Origin of the sequence: Gelidibacter sp., from assembly GCF_035577925.1 — a bacterium.
Classification (GTDB): Bacteria; Bacteroidota; Bacteroidia; order Flavobacteriales; family Flavobacteriaceae; genus Gelidibacter.
Genome location: NZ_DATJCY010000339.1, coordinates 1 through 22,857, shown reverse-complemented (window position 1 = coordinate 22,857; position 22,857 = coordinate 1). Strand labels below are relative to the sequence as shown.

General features: G+C 37.2%; 18 protein-coding genes. 2 read left to right on the top strand and 16 right to left on the bottom strand.

Annotation, left to right across the window (positions count from 1 at the left end; genetic code table 11):
- Window positions 1–16: 16 nt before the first annotated feature.
- From VNJ50_RS13210 to VNJ50_RS13180, 7 genes are all read right to left on the bottom strand, one after another.
- Entirely contained in the window at window positions 17–1,330 is a 1,314-nt protein-coding gene (locus VNJ50_RS13210) for a sugar MFS transporter (RefSeq protein ID WP_325582675.1), read from the bottom strand.
- Window positions 1,331–1,346: 16 nt separating this feature from the next.
- Complete coding sequence (locus tag VNJ50_RS13205) at window positions 1,347–2,465, bottom strand: family 10 glycosylhydrolase (RefSeq protein WP_414652898.1); 1,119 nt, start codon at window positions 2,463–2,465, stop codon at window positions 1,347–1,349.
- A gap of 24 nt (window positions 2,466–2,489) precedes the next feature.
- Window positions 2,490–3,641, bottom strand: coding sequence for a glycoside hydrolase family 18 protein (locus tag VNJ50_RS13200; protein WP_325582671.1), 1,152 nt, complete (start codon window positions 3,639–3,641; stop codon window positions 2,490–2,492).
- Between the two features lie 4 nt (window positions 3,642–3,645).
- Window positions 3,646–4,695 (bottom strand): carbohydrate-binding family 9-like protein, encoded by a 1,050-nt coding sequence (locus tag VNJ50_RS13195; protein WP_325582670.1) that lies wholly within the window; start codon window positions 4,693–4,695, stop codon window positions 3,646–3,648.
- Between the two features lie 143 nt (window positions 4,696–4,838).
- Window positions 4,839–5,804: a glycoside hydrolase family 130 protein gene (locus tag VNJ50_RS13190; protein ID WP_325582669.1), complete on the bottom strand. Its 966-nt coding sequence runs from the start codon at window positions 5,802–5,804 to the stop codon at window positions 4,839–4,841.
- Window positions 5,805–6,066: 262 nt separating this feature from the next.
- The gene (locus VNJ50_RS13185; protein WP_325582667.1) at window positions 6,067–7,944 is read right to left on the bottom strand and encodes a sodium:solute symporter family protein; all 1,878 of its coding nucleotides are present in this window, start codon (window positions 7,942–7,944) and stop codon (window positions 6,067–6,069) included.
- Between the two features lie 6 nt (window positions 7,945–7,950).
- Window positions 7,951–10,221 carry a GH92 family glycosyl hydrolase gene (locus tag VNJ50_RS13180; protein WP_325582666.1) on the bottom strand — a complete coding sequence of 757 codons (2,271 nt, stop codon included), beginning with the start codon at window positions 10,219–10,221 and terminating at the stop codon, window positions 7,951–7,953.
- A gap of 228 nt (window positions 10,222–10,449) precedes the next feature.
- On the opposite strand from VNJ50_RS13180, the gene VNJ50_RS13175 reads away from it, so the two are divergent.
- Together VNJ50_RS13175 and VNJ50_RS13170 are read left to right on the top strand one after the other, a co-directional pair.
- Entirely contained in the window at window positions 10,450–11,508 is a 1,059-nt protein-coding gene (locus VNJ50_RS13175) for a sensor histidine kinase (RefSeq protein WP_325582664.1), read from the top strand.
- Between the two features lie 53 nt (window positions 11,509–11,561).
- Entirely contained in the window at window positions 11,562–12,266 is a 705-nt protein-coding gene (locus VNJ50_RS13170; protein ID WP_325582662.1) for a response regulator transcription factor, read from the top strand.
- Window positions 12,267–12,480: 214 nt separating this feature from the next.
- On the opposite strand, the gene VNJ50_RS13165 is transcribed toward VNJ50_RS13170, so the two are convergent.
- The 9 genes from VNJ50_RS13165 to VNJ50_RS13125 all read right to left on the bottom strand — a co-directional run bounded on the left by VNJ50_RS13165 (window position 12,481) and on the right by VNJ50_RS13125 (window position 22,610).
- On the bottom strand, window positions 12,481–14,406 hold the full coding sequence (locus VNJ50_RS13165; RefSeq protein ID WP_325582660.1) for a SusD/RagB family nutrient-binding outer membrane lipoprotein: 1,926 nt from the start codon (window positions 14,404–14,406) through the stop codon (window positions 12,481–12,483).
- Between the two features lie 17 nt (window positions 14,407–14,423).
- Complete coding sequence (locus VNJ50_RS13160; RefSeq protein ID WP_325582658.1) at window positions 14,424–17,564, bottom strand: SusC/RagA family TonB-linked outer membrane protein; 3,141 nt, start codon at window positions 17,562–17,564, stop codon at window positions 14,424–14,426.
- Window positions 17,565–17,768: 204 nt separating this feature from the next.
- The gene (locus VNJ50_RS13155; RefSeq protein WP_325582656.1) at window positions 17,769–18,470 is read right to left on the bottom strand and encodes an LrgB family protein; all 702 of its coding nucleotides are present in this window, start codon (window positions 18,468–18,470) and stop codon (window positions 17,769–17,771) included.
- Window positions 18,463–18,801 carry a CidA/LrgA family protein gene (locus VNJ50_RS13150; RefSeq protein WP_325582654.1) on the bottom strand — a complete coding sequence of 113 codons (339 nt, stop codon included), beginning with the start codon at window positions 18,799–18,801 and terminating at the stop codon, window positions 18,463–18,465. The genes VNJ50_RS13155 and VNJ50_RS13150 overlap by 8 nt, the downstream gene beginning before the upstream one ends.
- A gap of 102 nt (window positions 18,802–18,903) precedes the next feature.
- The gene (locus VNJ50_RS13145) at window positions 18,904–20,028 is read right to left on the bottom strand and encodes a sialidase family protein (protein WP_325582652.1); all 1,125 of its coding nucleotides are present in this window, start codon (window positions 20,026–20,028) and stop codon (window positions 18,904–18,906) included.
- A 30-nt stretch (window positions 20,029–20,058) separates the two neighbouring features.
- The gene (locus VNJ50_RS13140; protein ID WP_325582650.1) at window positions 20,059–20,832 is read right to left on the bottom strand and encodes a creatininase family protein; all 774 of its coding nucleotides are present in this window, start codon (window positions 20,830–20,832) and stop codon (window positions 20,059–20,061) included.
- A 200-nt stretch (window positions 20,833–21,032) separates the two neighbouring features.
- A complete protein-coding gene (locus VNJ50_RS13135; RefSeq protein WP_325582648.1) occupies window positions 21,033–21,755 on the bottom strand; it encodes an SDR family oxidoreductase in 723 nt (240 codons plus the stop codon).
- A 26-nt stretch (window positions 21,756–21,781) separates the two neighbouring features.
- On the bottom strand, window positions 21,782–22,234 hold the full coding sequence (locus VNJ50_RS13130; RefSeq protein ID WP_325582646.1) for a carboxymuconolactone decarboxylase family protein: 453 nt from the start codon (window positions 22,232–22,234) through the stop codon (window positions 21,782–21,784).
- A gap of 70 nt (window positions 22,235–22,304) precedes the next feature.
- On the bottom strand, window positions 22,305–22,610 hold the full coding sequence (locus VNJ50_RS13125; protein WP_325582644.1) for a hypothetical protein: 306 nt from the start codon (window positions 22,608–22,610) through the stop codon (window positions 22,305–22,307).
- Window positions 22,611–22,857 lie beyond the last annotated feature (247 nt).

Sequence of the window (22,857 nt, the reverse complement as noted above, 5' to 3'; positions counted from 1 at the left end):
CAATTATTCTTATAATTTATGCAACGACAACCTTTGCTTTTCCGTTTTTATAACCAAACCAAACAATGTACGCATAGCACAAAACAATGATCAACAGCGCATTTTTAAATGCAATAATATCAGTTAAAAATCCAAATACCGGTGGAATAATTGCGCCACCCACAATAGCAGTACATAGCAACCCTGAAGCTTTAGGTTTTAAATGTCCGATACCATCAATGGCTAAAGTGAAAATAGTTGGGAACATGATCGAATTGAATAATCCAACTGCCAGAATGCTCCACATGCTCACTAAACCAACGGTGCTGATGGACAAAAAGATCAATCCCATTGAAATGGTCGCGAAAATTGCCAATACTTTACCCGGTCGCATCACTTTGGTCAAATAAGCTCCGGCAAATCGGCCAAGCATGGCGCCCGACCAATAGAAAGTCACAAAAACACCGACAACGGCTTTATCATCCTTTCCTGCTAATCCTGAGTTGAGAATGGTTTCGGCAATAGATTTCATGATGTTGCTTTCTTTAATAACCGACACCAAATTCATATCTAAAAAGTAGTTGACCAAATAACTGCCAATGGCCACTTCGGCGCCCACATAAAAGAAAATGCCCAAAACACCTTGCATCAATTTTTTATTCTGAAAAGCTTCTTTATAAGTTCCTGAAGAAGTTTCAGAAATCATTTGTGGCAATTTTGCAAACAAGAAAACAAGGGCGATCAATCCGATAAACAATGCCAAACCTAAAAATGGTGTTTGTACGGCAGCAGCTTCAGATGCTAAATACGCTTCTTTTACGGAACCTTGCAATCCAGCAATTTCATCTTCGGTTTTGATTTTATCGCTCAAAATAAATAAGGCACCAACCGCAGGTGCAACCGCTGTTCCCAATGAATTAAACGCTTGCGATAAATTCAAACGACTCGATGCGCCTTCTTCCGAACCCAATACGGCCACAAAAGGATTGGCCGCCACTTGCAAAACGGTAATTCCGGCTGCCAAAATAAAATAAGCCAACATAAAAATACCGAAAACACGATACGACGCTGCCGGATAAAATAGCAAACATCCCACAGCCATCGTCAGCAATCCTAAGATGATGCCTCTTTTATAACCAATTTTTGAAAGGATAAAACTCGCTGGAATGGACAGTAAAAAATACGCTCCAAAAAATGCAAATTGCACCAAACCTGCTTGAAAATAAGTTAAAGTAAAGAGTTCACGCAATCGCGGAATCAAGGAATCCACCAATACTGTAATAAATCCCCAGAGGAAAAACAGAGTGGTCAATAGAATAAATGCGGAGCGATAGGATTTTTGATTTGACATGAGTTATATTTTTTTTCTATTTAAAACTTTCTTTAGTTTCTTTAATCGCTTTTAAATACGCATCCGTCAATTCTGGTCCATCAAAAAATGCGACACCTTTGGCACCGTTATCTTTAGCGTAAAAAATAGCTTCTTTCAATTCTTCTGCGGAGGTGAATGGCGGTAAATAAACACCTGTGTTCAACCCGATATTTTCAGATTTCACATCCGTAACACCTTGTTTGGTGGCATAACCAATCCAATCAATTTCTTCATTGTAAAAGCCGTGGTAAATCATAGGATAAACTTCGTCAATATTCCATTTATCCCAACGCTGGCGCACCATGTGATCCGCCATTTCTGGATAAGGGAATACGGCGGCGGTTAGTTTTTTGTTATGTTTTTGAACAATAACATAAGCATCATTCACTAAATTTCTGATGGCATTCAATCTGAAGTTTTTCCATTCCATATCAATGGCGGTATTTTCACTTTCCAACGGATTTTTATGGTGGATTTTTTTAAATTCGCTGATACAAACTTCGCAATAGCAAAAATCATATGCTGCCATCTCCGTATCTTGTTTCAGATTGTATTTTGGAAGTAAACCAATCGGCAGAAAAATATCCGGAAAACGGATATAATCCAAATGCACACTTTCAATACCTTCAACTTTTGCCATCATTTCGACCAATCCTAAAATATGATTTCGAGATTCGGTCCGTGTTGGGCATAACCATTGGTAATATTCCACATATGGACGCGTGTCAAAACACGATTTTCCGTCACGGCTCACCATATACCATTCTGGATGTTGCATGGCCACCGTATCACCAGGACGATTGGTCGCCCACATCCACGCGTGTACTTTTAAACCTTCGTTAGCGGCAATTGCCACAAAACGCTCCAATTCCTTAGGATCAGTTCCGGTGTTTATTAACAGCTCGTCAATGCCGCCTTCTTTATAACGTTTAAATTCGGTGGTATAATCAGCATCCGATTTGTTTTTATTGGCAGTAATCCAAGTTGAAAATTTAAAAGAATTATCCACTTCTATTGCAGGAGTTAATGGCATGGCAGGAATGGATTCGGGCTTTTGATTACAGCTGATAAATAGTACAACGGATAAAATAAATAGAAGATTTTTTGAGTTCATCTGTAGGTGATTATTCATTAAAAATTACTTTAAATTTTCAAAAAGGGCATTTAATAGTTCCTGATCTTTATCCAAACTATATTCCCAAAACATGGCGCCGCCCAAGCCTTTTTCTTTGATATATTCCGCTTTTAACTGTATTTCTTTTGGAGTTTCCCAAGAAATGAAAACGTTTTCGGAAGCATTCCATAAATAAGATGCTTTTGCCGAGGCGTCATACATTTTTTCGTATTTGCCTGATTTCAATTTTTCAAGGATTTCCCAGTACGATATGATATATCCGCCTTGATTTGCCGAGGCATATAAAGGCACATCAGTAGGTGCTACTTTTTCCCATTGTCTTCCATAAAAAGGAATTCCCAATACCAGTTTTTCTGTTGGAACACCGGCTTTTATATGTCTGTCAATAGCTTCTACACCACTATTTCCGCCGTATTTTTCTTTATCGGAAGGATATAAATTGGCATGATGCCCAGTTTGGAACATCCAACCTTGGTAATAATCGTAACCCATCACATTAATAAAATCGAGATGTTTGTGTGCTTCTTCTAAATTAGTATGATCGATATAAGCCTGATCCGCTCCCGTGGCAATGGTCAACAAATAATGGGTTTGATCTTTAGCGCCTTGAACATCCAAGGCCTGACGGATTTCAGCCAAGAGCAAGGTAAAATTATCTTTATCGGACGGACGGAAATCATTATCCTCAGCGCGTTGCCCAGGATATTCCCAATCTAAATCAACACCATCAAATTGATGTTTTTTCAGAAGTTCGACACAACTTTCGGCAAATTTTTTTCGCGAAGCGTCATAAGCTGCCATGGTCGAAAACTGATCGGACCAAACCCAACCGCCGACAGAATACAATACTTTTAAATGGGGGTTTTGTTTTTTAAGACTGATTAAAGTGGCAATTTTATCGGCATCGGTTTCCAACTCAAACGCTGCTTTTCCATCAATAATATTGGCGAAAGCAAAATTGATATGCGTTAATTTTGTGGCATCAATTTTTGAAAAATCATAATCTTCATAACCCGCTGCATAACCGATAATCTTCAAGTTAACATGGGACTCCTTTTCAATGGATTTTTTTTGAGGTGTTACTTCCTGTTTTTCAGGGGAATTGTTGCACCCAATAAAAAACGAGATTAGAAAAATAAGTGTTATCTGTTTCATTTAGTTATCGTTTAAAAAAAGCACCATCATCCTTAATCGCCAACTCCATATTTGTAAATGGACTTTTAGCTGAAATGACCCATCCGAAACTTGTTTTTTCCAGTTTTGGCTGAATCGTTTTGCCCGCTACAACCATTGGTGATGCTGACAAGTCGTTGATAGATGAGGCCCATTTGTTATGAGTTTGATAATATTCTTTTTGAGCACGGTATAAGGTAAATAATTCCCATTTGATTTTTTCATCATTAGGGATTTCAAAAATATCTTTTGCACCAGCTTCTTTTGATGAAAAATAAACATAACCCCATTTTTCGGGTTCGTGCATGTTAATGACACCTTGTGGTGACCAAACCCAATTGTATTCTGGAAGATAATTGCCTTGAGCATCTTTTTTACGACCATAAACGCCATCGGTAATTTGATGATCCCAATTGACTCTCGAAAAATTGACACGCCAAAAATTATCTTTTGGAACAATGTCTTCAAAATAGGCCTTTTTGAAAACACTCCACGGAATCGCCATTTCAAGCGTCCAACCTTTATCAATATCGTTAGGATTGTTGAGCGTACCATCAATGGTTATCGCCGATTTCATTCCTGTTGCGGTCCAATCATTTAAAACCACATTGTTTTCGCGATACGGTTTTGAAACAAACAAATCCCAAACCGTATTGATGGCATTGACTTCAATTTCGTAATAATTAAAAGTATCGCCATCAGGATCTACAAAAACCTCAAAATCATTATTGTGAAAAATAATCGCATCAGGTTCGGTAATATCTGCCCAAACGTGTGGTTCTTCCATTTTGGCCAAAATGTAGAAATACGTGTTATCCCACAACATTTTGACCTGTGTATTATAGGTCGGTTTTTTGACGCCTTCAATATCAATAAATAAATTGGTCCACTCAACTTTATGCCATGATTCATCGGCAGCATTGCCATCCACATTTATAGCTTCTGAAGTGTAATACGCAATATAACTTTCTGGAATAATGGTGTTTTTTGATTGCGAAAAAGCGGTTAGCGCAGACACTAATAAAAATGCCGTCAAAAATTTATACTTTAAACACATAACTGGTTTTTTATTGAATTGTGATAAAATTAATAAATGGTCCCTTTTTGAACGTAGGGACGATAGTTATAAAATAAGTTGGTGAAAATCGACGCTATCCTATTCAGGATCGGACCCCATTTTTACAAACTATTGTCTTTTGTAAACTGAACCACTTCGCTTAATTTACCAAATGCCATAGCCACAACCGTATCGGCAGCACCGTAATAAATGGCCAATTTATCTTCTTCAATATCGTGCAAAGCCGCACATGGGAATACCACATTTGGCACATCGCCCGTAGTTTCGTAAAGCTCCGCCGGGCCCAATAAATACGGTTTGGTTCGGTATTTTACTTTGTCCGGTTCATTTTCATCAAGAATGGCGGCACCCATCGCGTAACGGAATCCGTTGCAGGTATTGATAACACCGTGATAAATCATCAACCAGCCTTCATCGGTCAAAATCGGGATGGGACCAGCGCCAATTTTTGTACATTGCCAAGCGCTATCCTCAAAAGGTGTGGTTTTCATGACACAACGGTGCTCGCCCCAATATTTCATATCCGGACTGTAGCTGATGTAAATATCTCCAAATGGTGTGTGGCCGTTATCACTTGGGCGACTTAGCATCGCGTATTTTCCGTTTATTTTCTGTGGAAATAATACGCCGTTTCTGTTGAACGGTAAAAAGGCATTTTCACATTGAAAAAATTCTTTAAAATCGAACGTATAGGCAATTCCGATGGTTGGGCCGTGGTACCCATTGCACCAAGTAATCCAATAACGATCTTCAATAAACACAACTCTGGGATCGTATTTATAAGCGGATTCGATCATTTCGGTATTACCTGCTTGCATGACGATAGGATCGTGATTGATTTCCCAATCCAAACCATTTTTGCTAAAGCCCGCAAAAATATTCATTTGCACTGCTTTGTTATCACATCTGAAAACACCGGCAAAACCATCTTCAAACGGAACGACGGCACTGTTAAAAATACTGTTCGATGACGGAATATCATATCTGTTAATCACAGGATTATTTGAATATCTCCAAACTACATCATTGCAACCTTCCGGTTTATCTTGCCAAGGAATTGTACTCATATACTATTTTTATTTTCTATTGTTTATTTTTTATTGCCATTTTATATATACAAAAATGTGGATAATAATGTCTATAATAATGCCACCCCTTCGGGGTTTTACGTCTTATGTCTTATGTCTTCTGTCCAATTTCTATAATTATGTCTATAATAATGTCTCCTTCGGAGTTCAAAAGTCTTATGTTCAATTATTTTGACTCTCTATTCTATGTTCTATCCTCTATTTTCTACCCTCTACCCACTACCCTCTATTTTCTACCCTCTTAATTCGGAATCTTCTTCACCTTATCCAACCACGTAAATTTTAAAATAATCGAGGTTAACAAAAATACGGCTAAAGAAATATATGCTTTAGGATAGTCGCGGATAACAAAATAAATAGGCACCACAATCATACTCGATTGCCAAACGATGCCTATCATACAGTTCATCATATCGTACCAAAAGTCAGAGTTTTTTGTCATTGTAGGATTTTCTTTCTTCAATTCATTTAAAACCGGTTTCCAGAATCCCCACGGATGAACATTCGAATAAAATGACTTTAAAACCTTCATATCTGTTGGTTGACTTAAGTATGTTCCTAAGAATGATCCTAAAAGTGAAACACCAAATATTAAAGGAAACAAATAAATTGCCGACACATGTGACAGATCATACAATAAAGTACCCTCAGTGAAATTCCCCTTATTCTGATCGAGTAAAAACTGCAAACTGGCAATAATCAATCCTGATAACATCCCCCAAAAATAGCCCCAACCATTAAAGCGCCACCAAATCCATTTTAGGAAATTGGCCGCCACATAACCGCCAAACAATGAACTGGTTATCCATAAAGTTAAGGAGTTAATGGAATCGGCAAAAAAGCCCATAAAAACGCCAAGCGTTACCACGGCGAAAGAAGCCAAATGACTTGCCTTTATATAATGTTTATCACTTGCTTCGGGTTTAAAATATTTCTTATAAATGTCATTCACAATATAAGCAGGTCCGGCATTGACAAACGCCGAAAATGTGGACATAAACGCTGCCAACAAACCAGCTAATAACAATCCCTTAACTCCAACAGGCACATGGAAATTAATAACTTGAGGTAATAAAATCTCCAAATCTGCACCCGTGAGCGAAGGATCGTTGGCCATACTTGGTGCTAATACTACCAAAGCGATGACCACTATTCCGCCAATTAACAAATAACGAGGTATAAACAAAATAAGATTAGTAAATCCTGCCATGTATGCAGCTTCTTTTACTGTTTTTGTAGATAAAATGCGTTGCATATCAAAACTTGGCGTGGGCCCTGCAATACTTGCAAAAAAACCTTTAAAAAGGCTCATACCTATTAATGCACCAAACATTTTGTAACCTTCAGAATCCACCAAATCATTAAACGCTTGGTATTGCGCATCCCAATGGGTATCTAGCTCCCAATCAAAAAAGACATTTTTCCATTCTGATGAAATCACACTTGTAATTTCTATATCAGTAAAAGCAAAAAACGAATAAGCAGCGACCAAAACCCCTGCCAAAATCATAATAACATATTGCAGCACCTCAGTAGCGACTACCGAAAACATACCGCCTTTTATGGTATAAACCGTGGTGAGAAAAATAATGATCAAAGCATACGATTGCTCCGATGTAAATAATTCTGAAGTTCCTATTGTAAGTGCCAAATCCCAAGGCAGAATAACCGTCAAGAATTTACCTACGCCTTCAAAAAAATAGGCAATAAAACCAATGGCGGCAACAACGGCAAAAAGCGCTACAATTTTGTGGGATGCCCGGCCTGCTTTGTCATCGCCAAAACGTGTTAAAATCCATTCAGAACCAGTCATAATATTGGAACGACGAATCCAAACGGCCAAAAACATCATGATAAAAATCTGGTTCCAAATTGGCCATAGCCACATGAGCATAAAGCTTTTGGCACCATAAAGAAAAAGCCACCCCACCATCAATGCGGTTCCTGAAATATCAAACATCCCCGAACCATTACTCAATCCTAGATAATACCATTTAATAGAATTGCCTCCTAAAAAGTAAGAATCCAATCCTTTGGATGCTCTTTTAGAAATCCAAATGCCAACTCCCAAGGTTAAAACAATATAGATTCCTATAATCGAAATATCAATAATATCCATTTGCGGTTAATTGTTGGATGTTGATTGTGCGCTGCTGTTAATTCCCCAGTTTTTGTTAGGCTGATCGCCCATCACAAAATGCAAAATGCCTCCTTTTAAAAGCGTTTCATGTGACAGGGTCGTTTTATTAAAAGTTTCGCCATTTAAAGTGGCAGATTGGATATAGAAATTTTTATCAGAAACGTTTTCAGCTTCAATGATAAACGTCTTTTTATTTGGAAGATTAATGGTCGATTTCTCAAAAATAGGCGTTCCAATTTCGTAGTCTCCAGAAGCTGGATTCATAGGATATAATCCCACAGAACTCAACACATACCAAGCACTCATTTGTCCGCAGTCCTCATTACCGCTCAACCCGTTTGGTGTGGTACTGTACTGCGTATCCATAATTTGGCGTGCCCAATATTGTGTGCGCCAAGGCTCATTGGCATGGTTAAACATATAGGCAATATGATGGCTTGGCTCATTGCCATGCGCATACTGGCCGATAAGTCCGGTAATATCAACAGAAATATTATCACCGGTAATTTCAGAACTTTCAACAAACAACTGCTCCAATCGTTTTGTAAACACATCGTTACCTCCATGAAGATTGATAAAACCCTCAACATCTTGTGGCACAAACCAACTGTGTTGCCAAGCGTTGCCTTCGGTATAATCGGTTTGTTCACGATGGTTGGAATGTTTCGGATCAAACGGCTCATTCCATGATTTGCCATCTACCGATTTGCCACGCATAAATCCGGTTTCATTATCAAATAAATACTGATAAGCTTTTGATCGGTTTAAGAAAAACTTATAATCCTCTTCCTTGCCCAATAGTTTCGCCATTTCCGCCACACACCAATCGTCATAAGCGTACTCTAAGGTTATCGTAACCGATTCATCTAATAAACTATAGGGAATATAACCGTATTTTTTATAATGATCCAAGCCACGCTCGTCTTGCATCATGGTGGTTTTCATCGCTTCATATGCTTTTTCAACATCAAAACCACGAATGCCTTTTTTGTAAGCTTCCACAATTACAGGAATGGAATGATAGCCGGTCATCGTATTGGTTTCATTGCCATATAAGGTCCAAACCGGTAAAATACTTCTGACCTCGAAATAAGCCAACATCGAATTGACCATATCCGAAACTCGATCTGGAGCGATGATGGTCAACAACGGATGTTCTGCCCTAAACGTATCCCAAAGTGATAAAGTGGAATATGCGGTATAATCTTTGGCCGTAACAATACTGTCGTTTTCCATTCTGAACTGGCCATTTTTATCGCTAAAAGTCACCGGTGCCACTTGTGCATGATACATAGCGGTATAAAAAATAGTTTTTAAAGAATCGACCGGTGTTTCTACTTCAAAAGAAGATAGAGCTGTGTTCCACAAATCTTCCGCTTCTGTTTTTGTTTTGTCAAAATCAAATCCGCCGACACCTAAGTTCTCTTTGGCATTGTCAATACTTACAGATGACAACGCCACTTTGGCAAACAATTGTGCGCTCTTTTCATTAGGATCAAAAAACAATTGCACAGACGATTTTACGCCTTCCGTTTCGCCTTCTTCAAAGACTTCGCCATCGACATATATTTTATAATCTGCTATTGGTTTTGAAAACTTTGCAACGAAATAAACTTTTTGATTATGCGCCCATCCTTTGCTGTAACGATAACCGCTAATCGTGTAGCGATCTTCAACCTTTATGGACGATGCCACCGCTTGGTCCCAATTGATGGCAAAACCTAAATTGACAATAACCGATTGTTCATCGCCTTCTTGAAAGGTATATTTATGATGTGCAGTTCGTTTGGAAGTGGTCAATTCAACATTCACCTTAGGGTCTTCCAAAAACACCTGATAATAGCCCGGACTTGCTTTTTCATTTTTATGACTAAATGTCGATTTGTACAAAAGGCTATCGCGCGATATTGGATTTATTGTTAAATCGATCGCTTTGTTGGTTGGCATAAATAAGATATCAGCCAAATCGCCAATGCCTGTCCCGCTCAAATTCAAATGGCTAAAACCTACAATAATACTGTCCGAATAATGATAACCCGAACACCAATCCCAAGCGCTAATACCGTTAACGGGACTCACTTGCAACATGCCAAAAGGCACAGTTGCGCCCGGATATGTATGTCCGTGGCCGCCAGTTCCAATAAAAGGATCGACATAACTAATCAATTCTGCTTTTTTGTTACTTATAATTTCTGGTTTGGTATTACAGCTTACTATTATAATTGCGCAGAAAACACTTAAGTATAATTGTTTCATATTGGTATTTTTGTCCAAATTATTAAATCTTGTTTGTTACATTTCGAAATAAACCCCTAAATTAATTCGCCTATAATCAAGAATGTTTGCCATGATCTCCATTTTAAATTAAAATCAAAAAAAACGACTACAATTCACAGCATAAATTTTCATAAATTTAGACGAATTTGAAATAAATTTAGACGGATGACACGTTAACTCTCCTGAACATCACAAAAAAAATCTTTCATGAACTTTGAATCTGGCAGGCTCTACAGAATATCGTTTTGGCACCACATTATTTTTTGGTGCATCTATTTTTTATTTAACACTTTTAGATGGGGAATGTATTTTAATGACTATGTATATTCATTAAAAACAAACCTTTTAGGATTTCCGATCCACATTGCGCTATGCTATTTCAACATCTATTTTTTAATGCCAAAGTTTTTGTTCAGAAAAAAATATGTACCCTATATTATCCTGATATTATCAGCTATATTTTTGATGGTGGTTTTAAAATTCAATCTCACCTATTTTTTAATCAGCAACAATGTTTGGCCAGAAGGTCCAGAAGTTATTAATGCCCTTACCCTTAATTACACTTTAGATATGATGATTGGCGAACTTTATGTCATCACCTTTGTAACAGCCATTAAAGTGACCTTAGATTTTTTAAAAGAACAAAAACGTGTTGCCGATCTTGAAAAAAACCAATTGGAGACCGAACTGCTATTTTTGAAAACCCAGATTTCGCCACACTTTTTTTTCAATACACTCAATAACATTCATTCCTTAGCACTCGAAAAATCCAATAAAACACCAAATATCATACTTCGACTTTCGGAGCTGATGCGGTATTTGCTTTATGAAACTAGATTTGAGCGACAATCCTTGCAAAACGAGATTCTCTGCATTCAGAATTACTTGGATTTAGAAAAAATTCGCCACGCCGGTTTACTCCACGTCAACATGTCGATTTCCGGTGATATTCAAGAAAAAAATATTGCACCAATTATCTTGCTTACATTTGTTGAAAATGCCTTTAAACATGGGGTCAATAAAAATATTGGCATCGTAAAAGTTGATATTGATTTCACAATTAAGGAAGATTTTCTGTATTTTACCATTACCAATCCACTTCCTGCTGTTACTGAATTTAAAAATGACATGAATCGCTCTAGCGGAATTGGTTTAGAAAACGTCAAAAAAAGACTGAGTTTGGGCTATCATCCAAAAGATTACAAACTGACCATTTCAAATGATGAAAGCACTTTTACGGTAAACCTTAAGATCAAAGTGGTTTAATTATAATTTTTTTAGGTTTTATTATAATAATCGATATTTTAAAATAGAATATAATGAAGATAAAATGTTTAATTATTGATGATGAGCCATTGGCTGTTAACGTAATTAAAAATTATTTACAGCAAATAGAAGATATTGAATTGGTTACAACATTCAATAATGCGATTGATGGGTTGAATTTCTTAAAACACCATAAAGTCGATGTTATTTTTCTGGACATCAATATGCCTGTATTAGATGGTCTTAACTTTATAAAAAGCCTTCAAGAACCACCCATTATCATCATTACCAGTGCATATACCGAATATGCCGTAGAAACCTACAACCTTGATGTATTGGATTATTTGGTAAAGCCCATTGAGTTCCCAAGATTCATGAATGCATTGACCAAGGTTTACAGACGCTTGGACATAAGACAACCTGCCTCAGAATCTATTAATTCTAGACCTTATTTATTTCTTAAGATCGATAAGAAAAAAATGAAAAAGGTGTTTTTGGACGAAATTTTGGTAGTTGAAAGCCTAAAGGATTATTTAAAAATAAACACCACCAATGGTCGTTTTATGATCCACAGTACCTTAACCGACTTTACAGATTTACTACCAGCTTCCGATTTTATTAGGATCCATAGATCATTTACCATTTCGATCAATAAAATTGATGCCGTTGAAGGCAACAGCATTGAAATTGATGGGATGCGCTATGTCATTGGACGCTCATATCTTGAAGAAGTGAAAGATCGGATTTTAAATTCATAAACCTGAAAAATCACGATCACAAATACTAGGCCTATTCCGTTCTTATAAAGATTCACAATTTTTATTGTGTTTCGTTTATGCTTTTATGTATCAATATAAGCATTTATAAAAATGCCCATTTTAAAGCTTAGTGATAACAACTTTCATAAAAAAGAAAAGGAGAACCATTACAGCTCTCCCTTTCCACCAAACAAAAAATGAAAAATTTATTTTATTAATTCTGTTGTGCCCACCACAATGGGGTAAAAACTGAATCTGGCCCACCTAATTTATCCACTGCCTGAGCATATCCATTAGGAATATTGTTCGAGAAGTTAGATGGATATTTTAAGCGTTGTGGAAAAAACTGAATGCTATTGGTCATATAATTACCTTCAGTTAATGCCGGCATGTTGGTAAATGGAATTTCAACAGCAGGATTTTCAAAGAACGGCAATCCTAATCTTCTTTGATCGTTCCACATTTCCAATGGCAACCAAGGTGCTTGCGCAATATACTTTTGAGTAATAATTTTTGTCAAAAGGTCATTTTTTACAGCTCCATTTTTATAGATTGTGTTTTCAGGATACTTTAATTGCATTGTACCTGCAACACCTGTATAGCCATCTACATAATCCATAGTAACAGATACTGGTGGCTCCGTAGTATGGTTCCAGCTTACTGAAGTACCAACACGACTATAATCTTCTGAAGTTATATAAGCACTTACTTGGTTGGACACCCCATTGTATGCAAAACTATCAGCAATACCCTGCTCATAAGCTGTTTGTCCATCCATAGGCACGGTCCAGCCTCTTACTGCTGCTTCGGCAATTAGGAAGTAAGATTCCCATGAAGCAAAGAAAATTCTTTTACTGGTACCATTTCTAAATTTTTTGATCATACGTGGCATTCCAGCTTGCAAACCAGTCAATTCGTTTTTAATCTTCACACCATCTGCCACCCAGTTACCACCGGTATAAGCGTTCCATGTAAACTTGGTTTCAAGTGTGGCAACGACCTGGTCAACATCTTTATCACCATTTTTCACGATATTGGCAATAATTCCCTCTGTATCTTCACCATTGCTTCCTATATATTCAGGATTGGTATAATCTCCCGGAATTGTGAATAATGCATAAGCTCTAGGATCAATGGTATTTTGTAGACCGTCAAAAAAGAATCCGGCAGAAGGATCATTTGTTTTGGTTGTGAAGTGCTTGTCATATCTTATACCCATATAATTTGCAGGCTTGATATGGCTAAGTTTATCTCCCAACAATTGATCGGCAGATGCGATACCACCTAGCCCTATCATAAGGTTATTCATAGACGCCGTGATTTCATGAGAATACCAAGTTCTGGTATTTACACCTGTAAAATCGTCCCAACCGTTATTTTCATTTACTGAAAAATTACCTGTGGCGTCTTTAATATAACCACTTGCCACAGCGCTTTCAAATTCCTGCTGGGCTTTGGCAGGATCTACCTCAGACAAACGCATAGCCAGGCGCATTCTTAACGAATTTCCGTAATCTCTCCATTTTGCAAAATCATACTCATAAGCCGGGTCTAATTTTTTCAAAGCATCACCTGGCGACGAAACGTCTAAATTAATCGCACTAGTTGCTTCTTTCAATTCGTCAAGAATATAGTAATACACCGTTTTAACATCAGAGTATTCTGGATTGACTCCTTGAAAACCATCAATCGGAATTGAGCCAAAGTTATCCGCCATTTCACTCATCACATAAGCACGCCAAATTCTGGCCACTTGTTTAAGATTTGGAGTATGTTCGCCGGCAATACCTGCATCAATTTGTTGATCGGCAACTTTTATCCCAGCATTAATTGTTCTTAGCCATTTTGAAATATAGTCATTGTAATAATCGGATGACCAACCATCATCTGGGCTACCTGTAGATATTCCAGCAGGTCTAAACAACCTTGAGGCACGATTCCAATACAACACGAATACACGTTCTGCAATATGCGGGTTCATTTGCGCACCACCAATAGAACTGTTAATAAAATATTCTATTTGTACCTGGTCACCACTAGCTGCGACTGGGTCAATATTCAAATCTTCAAACTCAGAGCACGACAGAAATGCCAATAGCACACCGCCAACCAAGCTTGTTCTTTTTAATAGTTTTCTCATAACTTATATTTTATATTTTAGAAACTTAATGATATATTAAAAAACACGGTACTTGTGGTAGGAGGCGAAAGATATTCGAAACCTGTTGCGTTAGTTCGTGTTGCAAAAACAGACTCCGGATCAATGCCGTTTAAGTTGTTTTTCATCATCCATACATTATTGGCAGAAAGTCCTAATTTAAGATTTTGGATCCCTGAGTCACCAAGCCATTCTGCTGGGATGGTATAGTTAATATTTACGTTTCTTAACCGTACGTTGGTAGCATCATAAATATTCGCCTCGTTGATTCCGAGGTTTCCAGATCGTGTTGTCACTGCTTCCCAATACACTTGCGGAGAAACACCTGTAGTGTTGGCAGCATAGCCACCATTTCCGTCACTAACTACACCCGTTACAATATCATCTCTTTCACCATTAATTACAGTGATAGCTCCAGTTCCTGCTTGCTGGAGCAATAAGTTTGAACCAGAGAAGATCTCACCACCTATGCGGGCATCGATCAAAAATCCTAAAGAGAAATTCTTGTATGTAAAGTTGTTGTTGAAACCAATCATTGCTTTAGGCTGCTGATCGCCCAATTTAAATCTTTCACCTCCGTTCGCAACTTCAGGTCGGCCATTACCGTCGACAATGATCTGTCCATAGTGAGGGCTTGTTTTATCTTCTACTCTTGCAAATTTTGTTCCCCAGATTTCACCATAGTTACCTCCTTCAAAAGCCAGTACCGATAAGTTATCAAATCCACCTAATTGATATTGGGTGACATCATCGGCCAAACGTTCAATGGTGTTTTTGTTCGTAGAATAGTTAAGGCTTGCATCCCAGCTAAGACCGTTAGGGTTATCAAGGATTTTTCCGTTAATGGACAATTCAATACCTGTGTTTTGAATATCTCCGGCATTAACCTTTCTAAAATTATATCCACTAAATGGGTCTAAAGGCAGGTTGATCAACTGGTTGGTTGCATTTGATTTGTACCATGCAAAATCCAATCCAAGACGGTTACTGAAAAGACGCGCATCAAAACCAACTTCTATCGATTTGACCAACTCATTTTTCAAATCAGAATTAAAAAGAATATCATTTGTTCCTGCCGTTGTATTTCCATTGGAATCATTGCCAATCCAGTAGCTATTATAAAGTTCGTATGGAGGAAGATCATTACCTACGCTTGCATAAGATGCTCTAACTTTACCAAAAGTCAACCAATTGGGTAGCTCAGAGCCACCTTTTGAAATCATTTCAGTAAACACAAATGATGTGCTGATAGAAGGATAGAAGAATGATCGGTTTTCTTTGCTCAATGTTGAAGACCAATCGTTACGGCCCGTAAAATCTAAGAACCAGTAACCATCATAGTTAACTTGGAAGGTTCCATAAAGCGAGTTAGTTCTTCTTTCTGAAGATCCTTGATTAACCGTTGGGCTATTTTCGCCGTTATTTAAAGAGAATAAATTTGGCACCACTAAAACTCCTGAATTTCCATTAAAATAGTTAGCACTTTGACCCATCATATTTCCACCAAATGAAGCCGATCCACCAAATTTTCCAAAAATATTATCTTGGCTGGCCATCACTAAGAAGCTAAAGTTTTTCTCAATGAAAGCATCTTTTCCAAAAGTATATTGTCCTGTCTTATAATTACCTGGACTACCAGCATACAGTTTAGATTCGGTGGTCGTATTATAAATATCGGCACCAGCTTTAACTTCTGTACTTAACCAATCGTTAATCTCATATTTAATAGATCCGTTCAATAGAAAACGATCTCTTGCGTCGTTACTCAAATTGTATTTTTCGTTCCAATATGGGTTCATATTACCATTATCTGTGTACCATCTCATTTTACCAAACTCATCGGTAGTGTTTTTAAACTGGGTAAGATCCATGGATACCGGTAATGTTAGCAATCCTGCAAAAGCATTATTGACATTGCTACCATTTAATGGTCTGTTGCCTGCTTGGGTATTGATGTACTGAACTTTAATATCGGTCGTCCATCTTTTATCTTCACCAAATTTAGAAACCGCTCTAGTAGTTAAGTTCAATCTTTCTAAAGTTGCTCCTGGAACGTTACTGTCGTCATGCAAGTAATTAGCTGATGAATACATTGAGGTTCCGTCCGAAATTTGTTGCTGGAATGCCAAGTTGTAATTTTGGCTAAATCCGCCATTGTAATAATTTCCAAGATTATCATAAGCTCTTAAAGTGGTTTGGTCACCTTTCCAGTCGGTTACCGTTTGGCCATCTATTTTAGCGCCCCAGCTTCGACGGGCATAATCTCTATTGTTAACATCATAGACACCTAAGTTACCTTGAGAAAATGATTTTTGAAGTTTTGGCTCAATAAATATTCTTTCAAAACCTGTAGTAGCAGAAAAGGTAATCCCTAAACCTTTTCTTGCTTTACCTGTTTTTGTGGTAATCAAAATAACACCGTTACCAGCGCGTGAACCGTATAAAGCTGCAGCCGAACCGCCCTTTAAAACACTCATAGACTCAATGTCATCTGGGTTTAAATCGCCAAGACCGTTACCCATATCCTGTGAAGGATTCCAAAAATCATTATTGTCAGCTCCTGTAAAGTTGTCCATCGGGATTCCGTCCACAACAATCAAAGGCTGGTTATCGCCTGTAAGCGAACTGTTTCCTCTAAGGACGATTTTTGATGAACTGGCAGGACCATTACTTCCTTTAATAATTTGTACTCCTGACACCTTTCCCACTAATGCATTGGCAATATTGGTTTCTCTTGCATCTGTCAAAGTTTGACCTTTAACTTCCTGAACGGCATATCCCAACGATTTACGATCTCTTTTGATACCAAGAGCAGTGACAACCACTTCATCCAGCACACTAATATCCTCTACCAACGAGACGTTAATTGTCGTTTTACCATTAACCGCAATCTCTTGAGTAGTAAAGCCCACGTAAGAAAACTGCAAAACAGCTTCTTCGCCAGATACATCAATACTGTAATTGCCATCAATATCTGTTGTAACCCCTGTGGCAGTGCCTTTAACTAATACACTTACACCAGGAAGCCCCAAACTGCTTACTGCATCAACAACAACTCCTTTTACTGTTGTTTGAGCCTGCATACCATAAGTGCATAGAATCCCAAACACAAACAGTAATTTAAGTACTTTTTTTGCCATAATTTTATTTAAGTTTATTTTAACGTTATAAAAAAACGCAATAAAACAAAACTTACTAAAAGTTTTCGACTAATGACATTTTTAGAAAGGAGTTGGTAGATTTACAACCTTGTAGTTGGCTTTTAATTACTGATTTTGAGAGAAATTACTTTATAATGTGACATGATTAATACGTCAATTGAACCAGATAAGTTTCAAAACTTGTTAGATTAACCATAAAAACCATTCCAAGACGTAAGGCGCAATTATGCTAGTAAGAATACCATTAACGCACATGGCCAATCCGCTATAAGCACCGGGCAAAAACCCTATTTCAATTGCGCGTGCAGTACCGATACCATGAGCAGCAGTTCCTAATGCTGTGCCCATTGCAGTTGTGCTGGTAATACGCATTGCTTTTAAAAATGATGGCCCAATGGCATTTCCAAAAACACCTACAGCAATTACGACACCCGCAGTTATGGATGGAATGCCTTGTGTAATTTGCGATATCTCAATGGCAATTGGTGTTGTTACCGCGACAGGAATTATAGATCTCATTATGATATCGGGTGCATTCATTAAAATACAAATGATACAAACCGAAAAAATACTGATTATCCCACCACAACAAACGGCCACCAAAAAAGGAAAGACATTGTGTTTTATCAATTGGAATTTTTCAAAAAACAAAACGCCAAGCGCTACAACGGCCGGACCAAGAAAAAAACTGATATACTTTCCTCCATTATTGTAATCTGTAAAACTAATATCAAACACGACCAAAAATAAAATAATGAGTGCACTAGCGATTAACACAGGATTAAAAAGCACGAATTTTATTTTTTTACGTAATGCGATAACACTAAAAAAAGTTAGTACAGTAATTAAGATTCCAAAAATTGGAAGTTTAAAGAACTCAATCATTATTTTCCAATTTTTGTTGTACAAACCCAGTAATGAAAAGTGTAATTAAAGTACTCACACTGGCAACAACCGAAAGAATGATCCAATACTCCTTTATAAAATCAAAATAAGATAAAAGTCCAACAGCAAACGGAACAAAAAACAGCATCATATTGTTCACCAAAACATCAGAAGCAGGTTTTACGGTTTCTAGCTTTATGAGTTTAAATCTCAAGGCAAGGAAAATCAAGAGCATTCCTAAAATATTGCCCGGTATAACTATACCCATCACATAAACTATTAATTCACCCAAACCTAGAAACATAAAAATGAACAGAAAGGCTTTGAGCATTTTTAAACTCCTTTTGTAAAAGCACTTGGTTTTGGCTGTATGTTTTGGCTTTAAAAACTGCTTACTCATTTGAAAATTCAAACACAAATAGATGTAAATAAATTATTTTTCTGGCTTCTTGTAGCTATCCTTTCCATCGGTCAACCAATCTAAAGAAAAACTTACAAAAGAATTTTTCGTATAATTATCTTGTTCAAAAAACACACCGATGTCACCATTTTCAAGAATGGTCAAATCTGAATATGCCGAAGGCCCGTCATAAATGGTTTTGCCTTCGGTCCATGTTTTTCCTTCGTCGTAACTAATTCGGACCGTCAAATTATTACGATCTTTATCAGAATTGGCATTTGAAAAAAGAAGCCTGTTTTTGTCATCACCATCTTCAACAGCCGTGTAACGAATGATGGCGCCATTACAGCTCGGATCTTTTAATTCTGGCGCAGGATTGGTCGTCCATGTTTGACCTTCATCTGTGGACGTGTGCACATAACGCATTCCTGCACCATTAACACGTGCATTGATCATTAATGTACCATCAGAAAGCTCGATCACTTTGGATTCGTCGGCCGGTTGTATGGATGTATCTATAAAATACCAAGTTTTGCCATGATCGTCGCTTCCAAACAGATGAAGTCCACTATTTAAGTTAACCATGGTATGCAACAATTTTCCTGAACGCGTCTGGATTCCTCTTCCCGAGGTGATAAATTTAAAATCATCATGCCATTCAGGTTTGGTGATCTGAGAAGTGATATCTTGTGGCGTACCCCAAGTTTTACCATTGTCGTTACTTTTTACAACATGCAAATAGTACACGTCCTTTTCGGTATCCAAATTCATAAAATTATAGAATATAAAAACCTCATTGGTAACATTATCTACAATCATTGACGGATCGGATGCCGATTGTCCTTCAGGAAAATCAAGGACCTTTTCAATAGCAGACCAAGTTTTGCCATTATCTGCACTTCTTCTCACAATGATATTGACATTGGTGTTGGTTCTTAAATCTCCACAATTGGGCACACGTTCATCAATTGCTGCAATCAAATCGCCATTTGGAGCCGTCACAATAGCTGGAATTCTATAACAACTTACATCTTGGCTCATTGTTGTATTGAACAAATCCTGAAACACAGGAGCGTTAAGTTCTGCTATAGATTTCTGGGTTTTAATTCCACAATTGACAAACAACAAAGAAAGTAAAAGAACAAATTTATACTTCATAAGTAGAATATTGATTTACTTGGGTTATTATTATTCATACATATTATTAATATCGGCATGATGGAGTTCCATAAAAAAATCGGCTATATTATTCGTGACTTCTTCTAAAAACCGCTCTCCTTTATCCTTACTTGCCATTTTAGGATTTCCAACCCCTGTATCTTCTGTAACTTCTGTCCATTGGCGTTGTGTGCTTACCCAGCCTTCTTTAAGCCCTTTTATTTTAAAGGTTTTGGCGGTTCCTGTTCCTGCTTCATCTAAAGGCAATACCAAATGCGGAGCAATATACTGCATTGCTGATGTTTCCAATTCTCCGGCATGGTCTCCAGGCTCGTCAAAAAAAGGATTGGCATTCACAACTTGCCACCAATTAATGGCACAGACAAAAACCTTTGGAAACTCTAAACTCAATTCTCTAATAATCTGCTTAAAATGATTGCCTCCATGAGAATTAATAATGACCAGTTTTTGGATATTCTGACCATTTAATACTTCAACAACATCTCTTAAAACAGCATATTGCGTGCTCGGACTCATATTTACGCAAAGTGTGATATCCATCTGGCCTGTGTTAACCCCAAATGGAATGGTTGGTAAAACGGTAACTTTTGCATCTTTATTCCAAGCTTTTCTTGCCGCCTCAATAGCAACATATTCTGCTTGAAAATTATCCGTAGCATAAGGCAAATGATAATTGTGTGCTTCGGTAGCGCCCCAAGGTAAAACGGCAACCGTAAATTGAGTTTCTTTTACTGCTTTCCAATTGGTTTCTGCCAAAACATAAGGCCTTATGGATGTTGTCATCTTTAAAAAAATTAGATTCTACACATTCAAAATAAACTCAATAATCATAACAATGCGAAATGTTTGAAAATTACTTTTATTTTATCCAATCACTCAAAAAAGTAAGGATGTTTAAGATGTACAGAAGGTTTTTCCAAAGATAGGAAGACATGATTTAAAAGCAGAAACTTATCGTGTTAATTGTAAAAACTAAAGATAATTTATGGCAAATTCTCGGGCTTCTTTGGATTTAAAGGCCTTATCGTAATAGTATTGACAAGCATATTATCGGGTGTTTTCAAAATATACACTAAAGCATCTGCTAAATCTTTTGGTTGCAACATATGATGATGGGCTTCAATTCCTGAGGTTTCAAAAAAATGGGTGTCAATAGAACCCGGATTAAAACAGGTAACCTTAATATTAAAAAAACGAAGTTCTTTAAATAAAGCATCACTAAATCCTTGAACAGCAAATTTAGTAGCGCAATAAGCCGCAGATTCTTCCCTCCCTACATTTCCTAAAATGGAGCCAATATTGACGATATGCGAGGAACGTTCCGTTTTTTTCATAAAATTGGCCATGAGCGATGTGATATAATACATCCCGTTAATATTGATATTGATCATATTTGACCATTCTTCCGTTGGCATTTCATCAATCTTTCCAAAAGAACCTGTGCCGGCATTATTGATAAGAATATCGGGAATATAAGTTTGAGAAAACGTACTATTCACCCATTTTTCAACAGCTTGGTGATTTGAAATATCCAAAATAACTGGAACAAATTGCGGTCCCAAACTATTATTTAATGCATGCAGTTTCTTTTCATTTCGAGCCAAACCATAAACTTTTACACCATTTTTGACCAATGCTTCAGAAAAGGCAGCACCAAGTCCGCCACTCGCTCCCGTAACAATGGCTATTTTATTTAAGAGATCCATAAACCGAAAAATTTCAAACTACCATATTACTCTGGTTCGTAGCTTCCAGGTTCTACACGAAAACTTATAGCCAAGCGATTCCAGCCATTTATGGCAATAATCGCCATTGATAATGCCACAACTTCCTGTTCACTAAAATGCTGGGTAACCTGTTCGTATAATGCGTCCGACATGTCATTTTCAGAAATCAAGGTCATGGCTTCGGTCCATGCTAATGCCGCACGCTCACGGTCGCTAAACATAGCGGTTTCTCGCCAAGCTGATAAAAGGTATAAACGCTGTTCGGTTTCACCAGCTTTTCGGGCATCTTTGGTATGCATATCCAAACAATAAGCACAGCCATTTATTTGAGATGCACGTGTTTTGATAAGATGGTATAAACGGCGTTCCAATCCCGAACTGTGAACGAATTTTTCGAGTTCAAGCATACCTTTTAAAGCTCCAGGTGCAGCAGATTGGTAATTCAATCGTTTTTTCATGAGAATATAAATAAAGTGTATTAATTAAACTTTAGAGCAATAAAACCTTTTTAGTGCGTAAAAAAGTGTGTCATTTGTTTTCATTAGAAATGACATCATCTTCAGATTTTGACCGATGCCCACAAGTTGGACATTCCGTTATTTTACCTTGTTTTAATCGAATGCCGTCAACATATTTCACCATAAACTTTTGAACCTTCATATAACTGTCTTTATGATTATTCACATCAATCTGTTTGTCTTTGAACAACTGGCGAATTTTTGCATCATATTCCTGATAACCCCAACAAACCGGACACGTTCCTTCTGGAGCTTTGCCCTCGGTTTCCTTTGCTGGTTTTTGCAAAAACTGAAATATGTTTTCAATAAGATTCATGGTGATTTATAAAGATCATCAACAAAAAACAACTAATTTAAGACGACCTCAAATCCTAGATAATTTCAAGGCGTTTTTTCAAAACAACATCTAAAACAAAGATGATTTCTATACAAAATCAGAAACCAAAATACGTGAAACAATTACACTATAAAGATAATTAATAATTTCTATTGGGAGAAATTTGTCCGAATTAAAAAGGAGTTTTTTATAATAATCCAATACTATTTTACCTCAATATACCCAA

What these genes read in the sequence shown, in the direction of transcription:
- VNJ50_RS13210 (WP_325582675.1), bottom strand. Translation starts at nt 1,330, where the DNA reads ATGTCAAATCAAAAATCCTATCGCTCCGCATTTATTCTATTGACCACT.
- VNJ50_RS13205 (WP_414652898.1), bottom strand. Translation starts at nt 2,465, where the DNA reads ATGAACTCAAAAAATCTTCTATTTATTTTATCCGTTGTACTATTTATC.
- VNJ50_RS13200 (WP_325582671.1), bottom strand. Translation starts at nt 3,641, where the DNA reads ATGAAACAGATAACACTTATTTTTCTAATCTCGTTTTTTATTGGGTGC.
- VNJ50_RS13190 (WP_325582669.1), bottom strand. Translation starts at nt 5,804, where the DNA reads ATGAGTACAATTCCTTGGCAAGATAAACCGGAAGGTTGCAATGATGTA.
- VNJ50_RS13185 (WP_325582667.1), bottom strand. Translation starts at nt 7,944, where the DNA reads ATGGATATTATTGATATTTCGATTATAGGAATCTATATTGTTTTAACC.
- VNJ50_RS13180 (WP_325582666.1), bottom strand. Translation starts at nt 10,221, where the DNA reads ATGAAACAATTATACTTAAGTGTTTTCTGCGCAATTATAATAGTAAGC.
- VNJ50_RS13175 (WP_325582664.1), top strand. Translation starts at nt 10,450, where the DNA reads ATGAACTTTGAATCTGGCAGGCTCTACAGAATATCGTTTTGGCACCAC.
- VNJ50_RS13170 (WP_325582662.1), top strand. Translation starts at nt 11,562, where the DNA reads ATGAAGATAAAATGTTTAATTATTGATGATGAGCCATTGGCTGTTAAC.
- VNJ50_RS13165 (WP_325582660.1), bottom strand. Translation starts at nt 14,406, where the DNA reads ATGAGAAAACTATTAAAAAGAACAAGCTTGGTTGGCGGTGTGCTATTG.
- VNJ50_RS13160 (WP_325582658.1), bottom strand. Translation starts at nt 17,564, where the DNA reads ATGGCAAAAAAAGTACTTAAATTACTGTTTGTGTTTGGGATTCTATGC.
- VNJ50_RS13155 (WP_325582656.1), bottom strand. Translation starts at nt 18,470, where the DNA reads ATGATTGAGTTCTTTAAACTTCCAATTTTTGGAATCTTAATTACTGTA.
- VNJ50_RS13150 (WP_325582654.1), bottom strand. Translation starts at nt 18,801, where the DNA reads ATGCTCAAAGCCTTTCTGTTCATTTTTATGTTTCTAGGTTTGGGTGAA.
- VNJ50_RS13145 (WP_325582652.1), bottom strand. Translation starts at nt 20,028, where the DNA reads ATGAAGTATAAATTTGTTCTTTTACTTTCTTTGTTGTTTGTCAATTGT.
- VNJ50_RS13140 (WP_325582650.1), bottom strand. Translation starts at nt 20,832, where the DNA reads ATGACAACATCCATAAGGCCTTATGTTTTGGCAGAAACCAATTGGAAA.
- VNJ50_RS13135 (WP_325582648.1), bottom strand. Translation starts at nt 21,755, where the DNA reads ATGGATCTCTTAAATAAAATAGCCATTGTTACGGGAGCGAGTGGCGGA.
- VNJ50_RS13130 (WP_325582646.1), bottom strand. Translation starts at nt 22,234, where the DNA reads ATGAAAAAACGATTGAATTACCAATCTGCTGCACCTGGAGCTTTAAAA.
- VNJ50_RS13125 (WP_325582644.1), bottom strand. Translation starts at nt 22,610, where the DNA reads ATGAATCTTATTGAAAACATATTTCAGTTTTTGCAAAAACCAGCAAAG.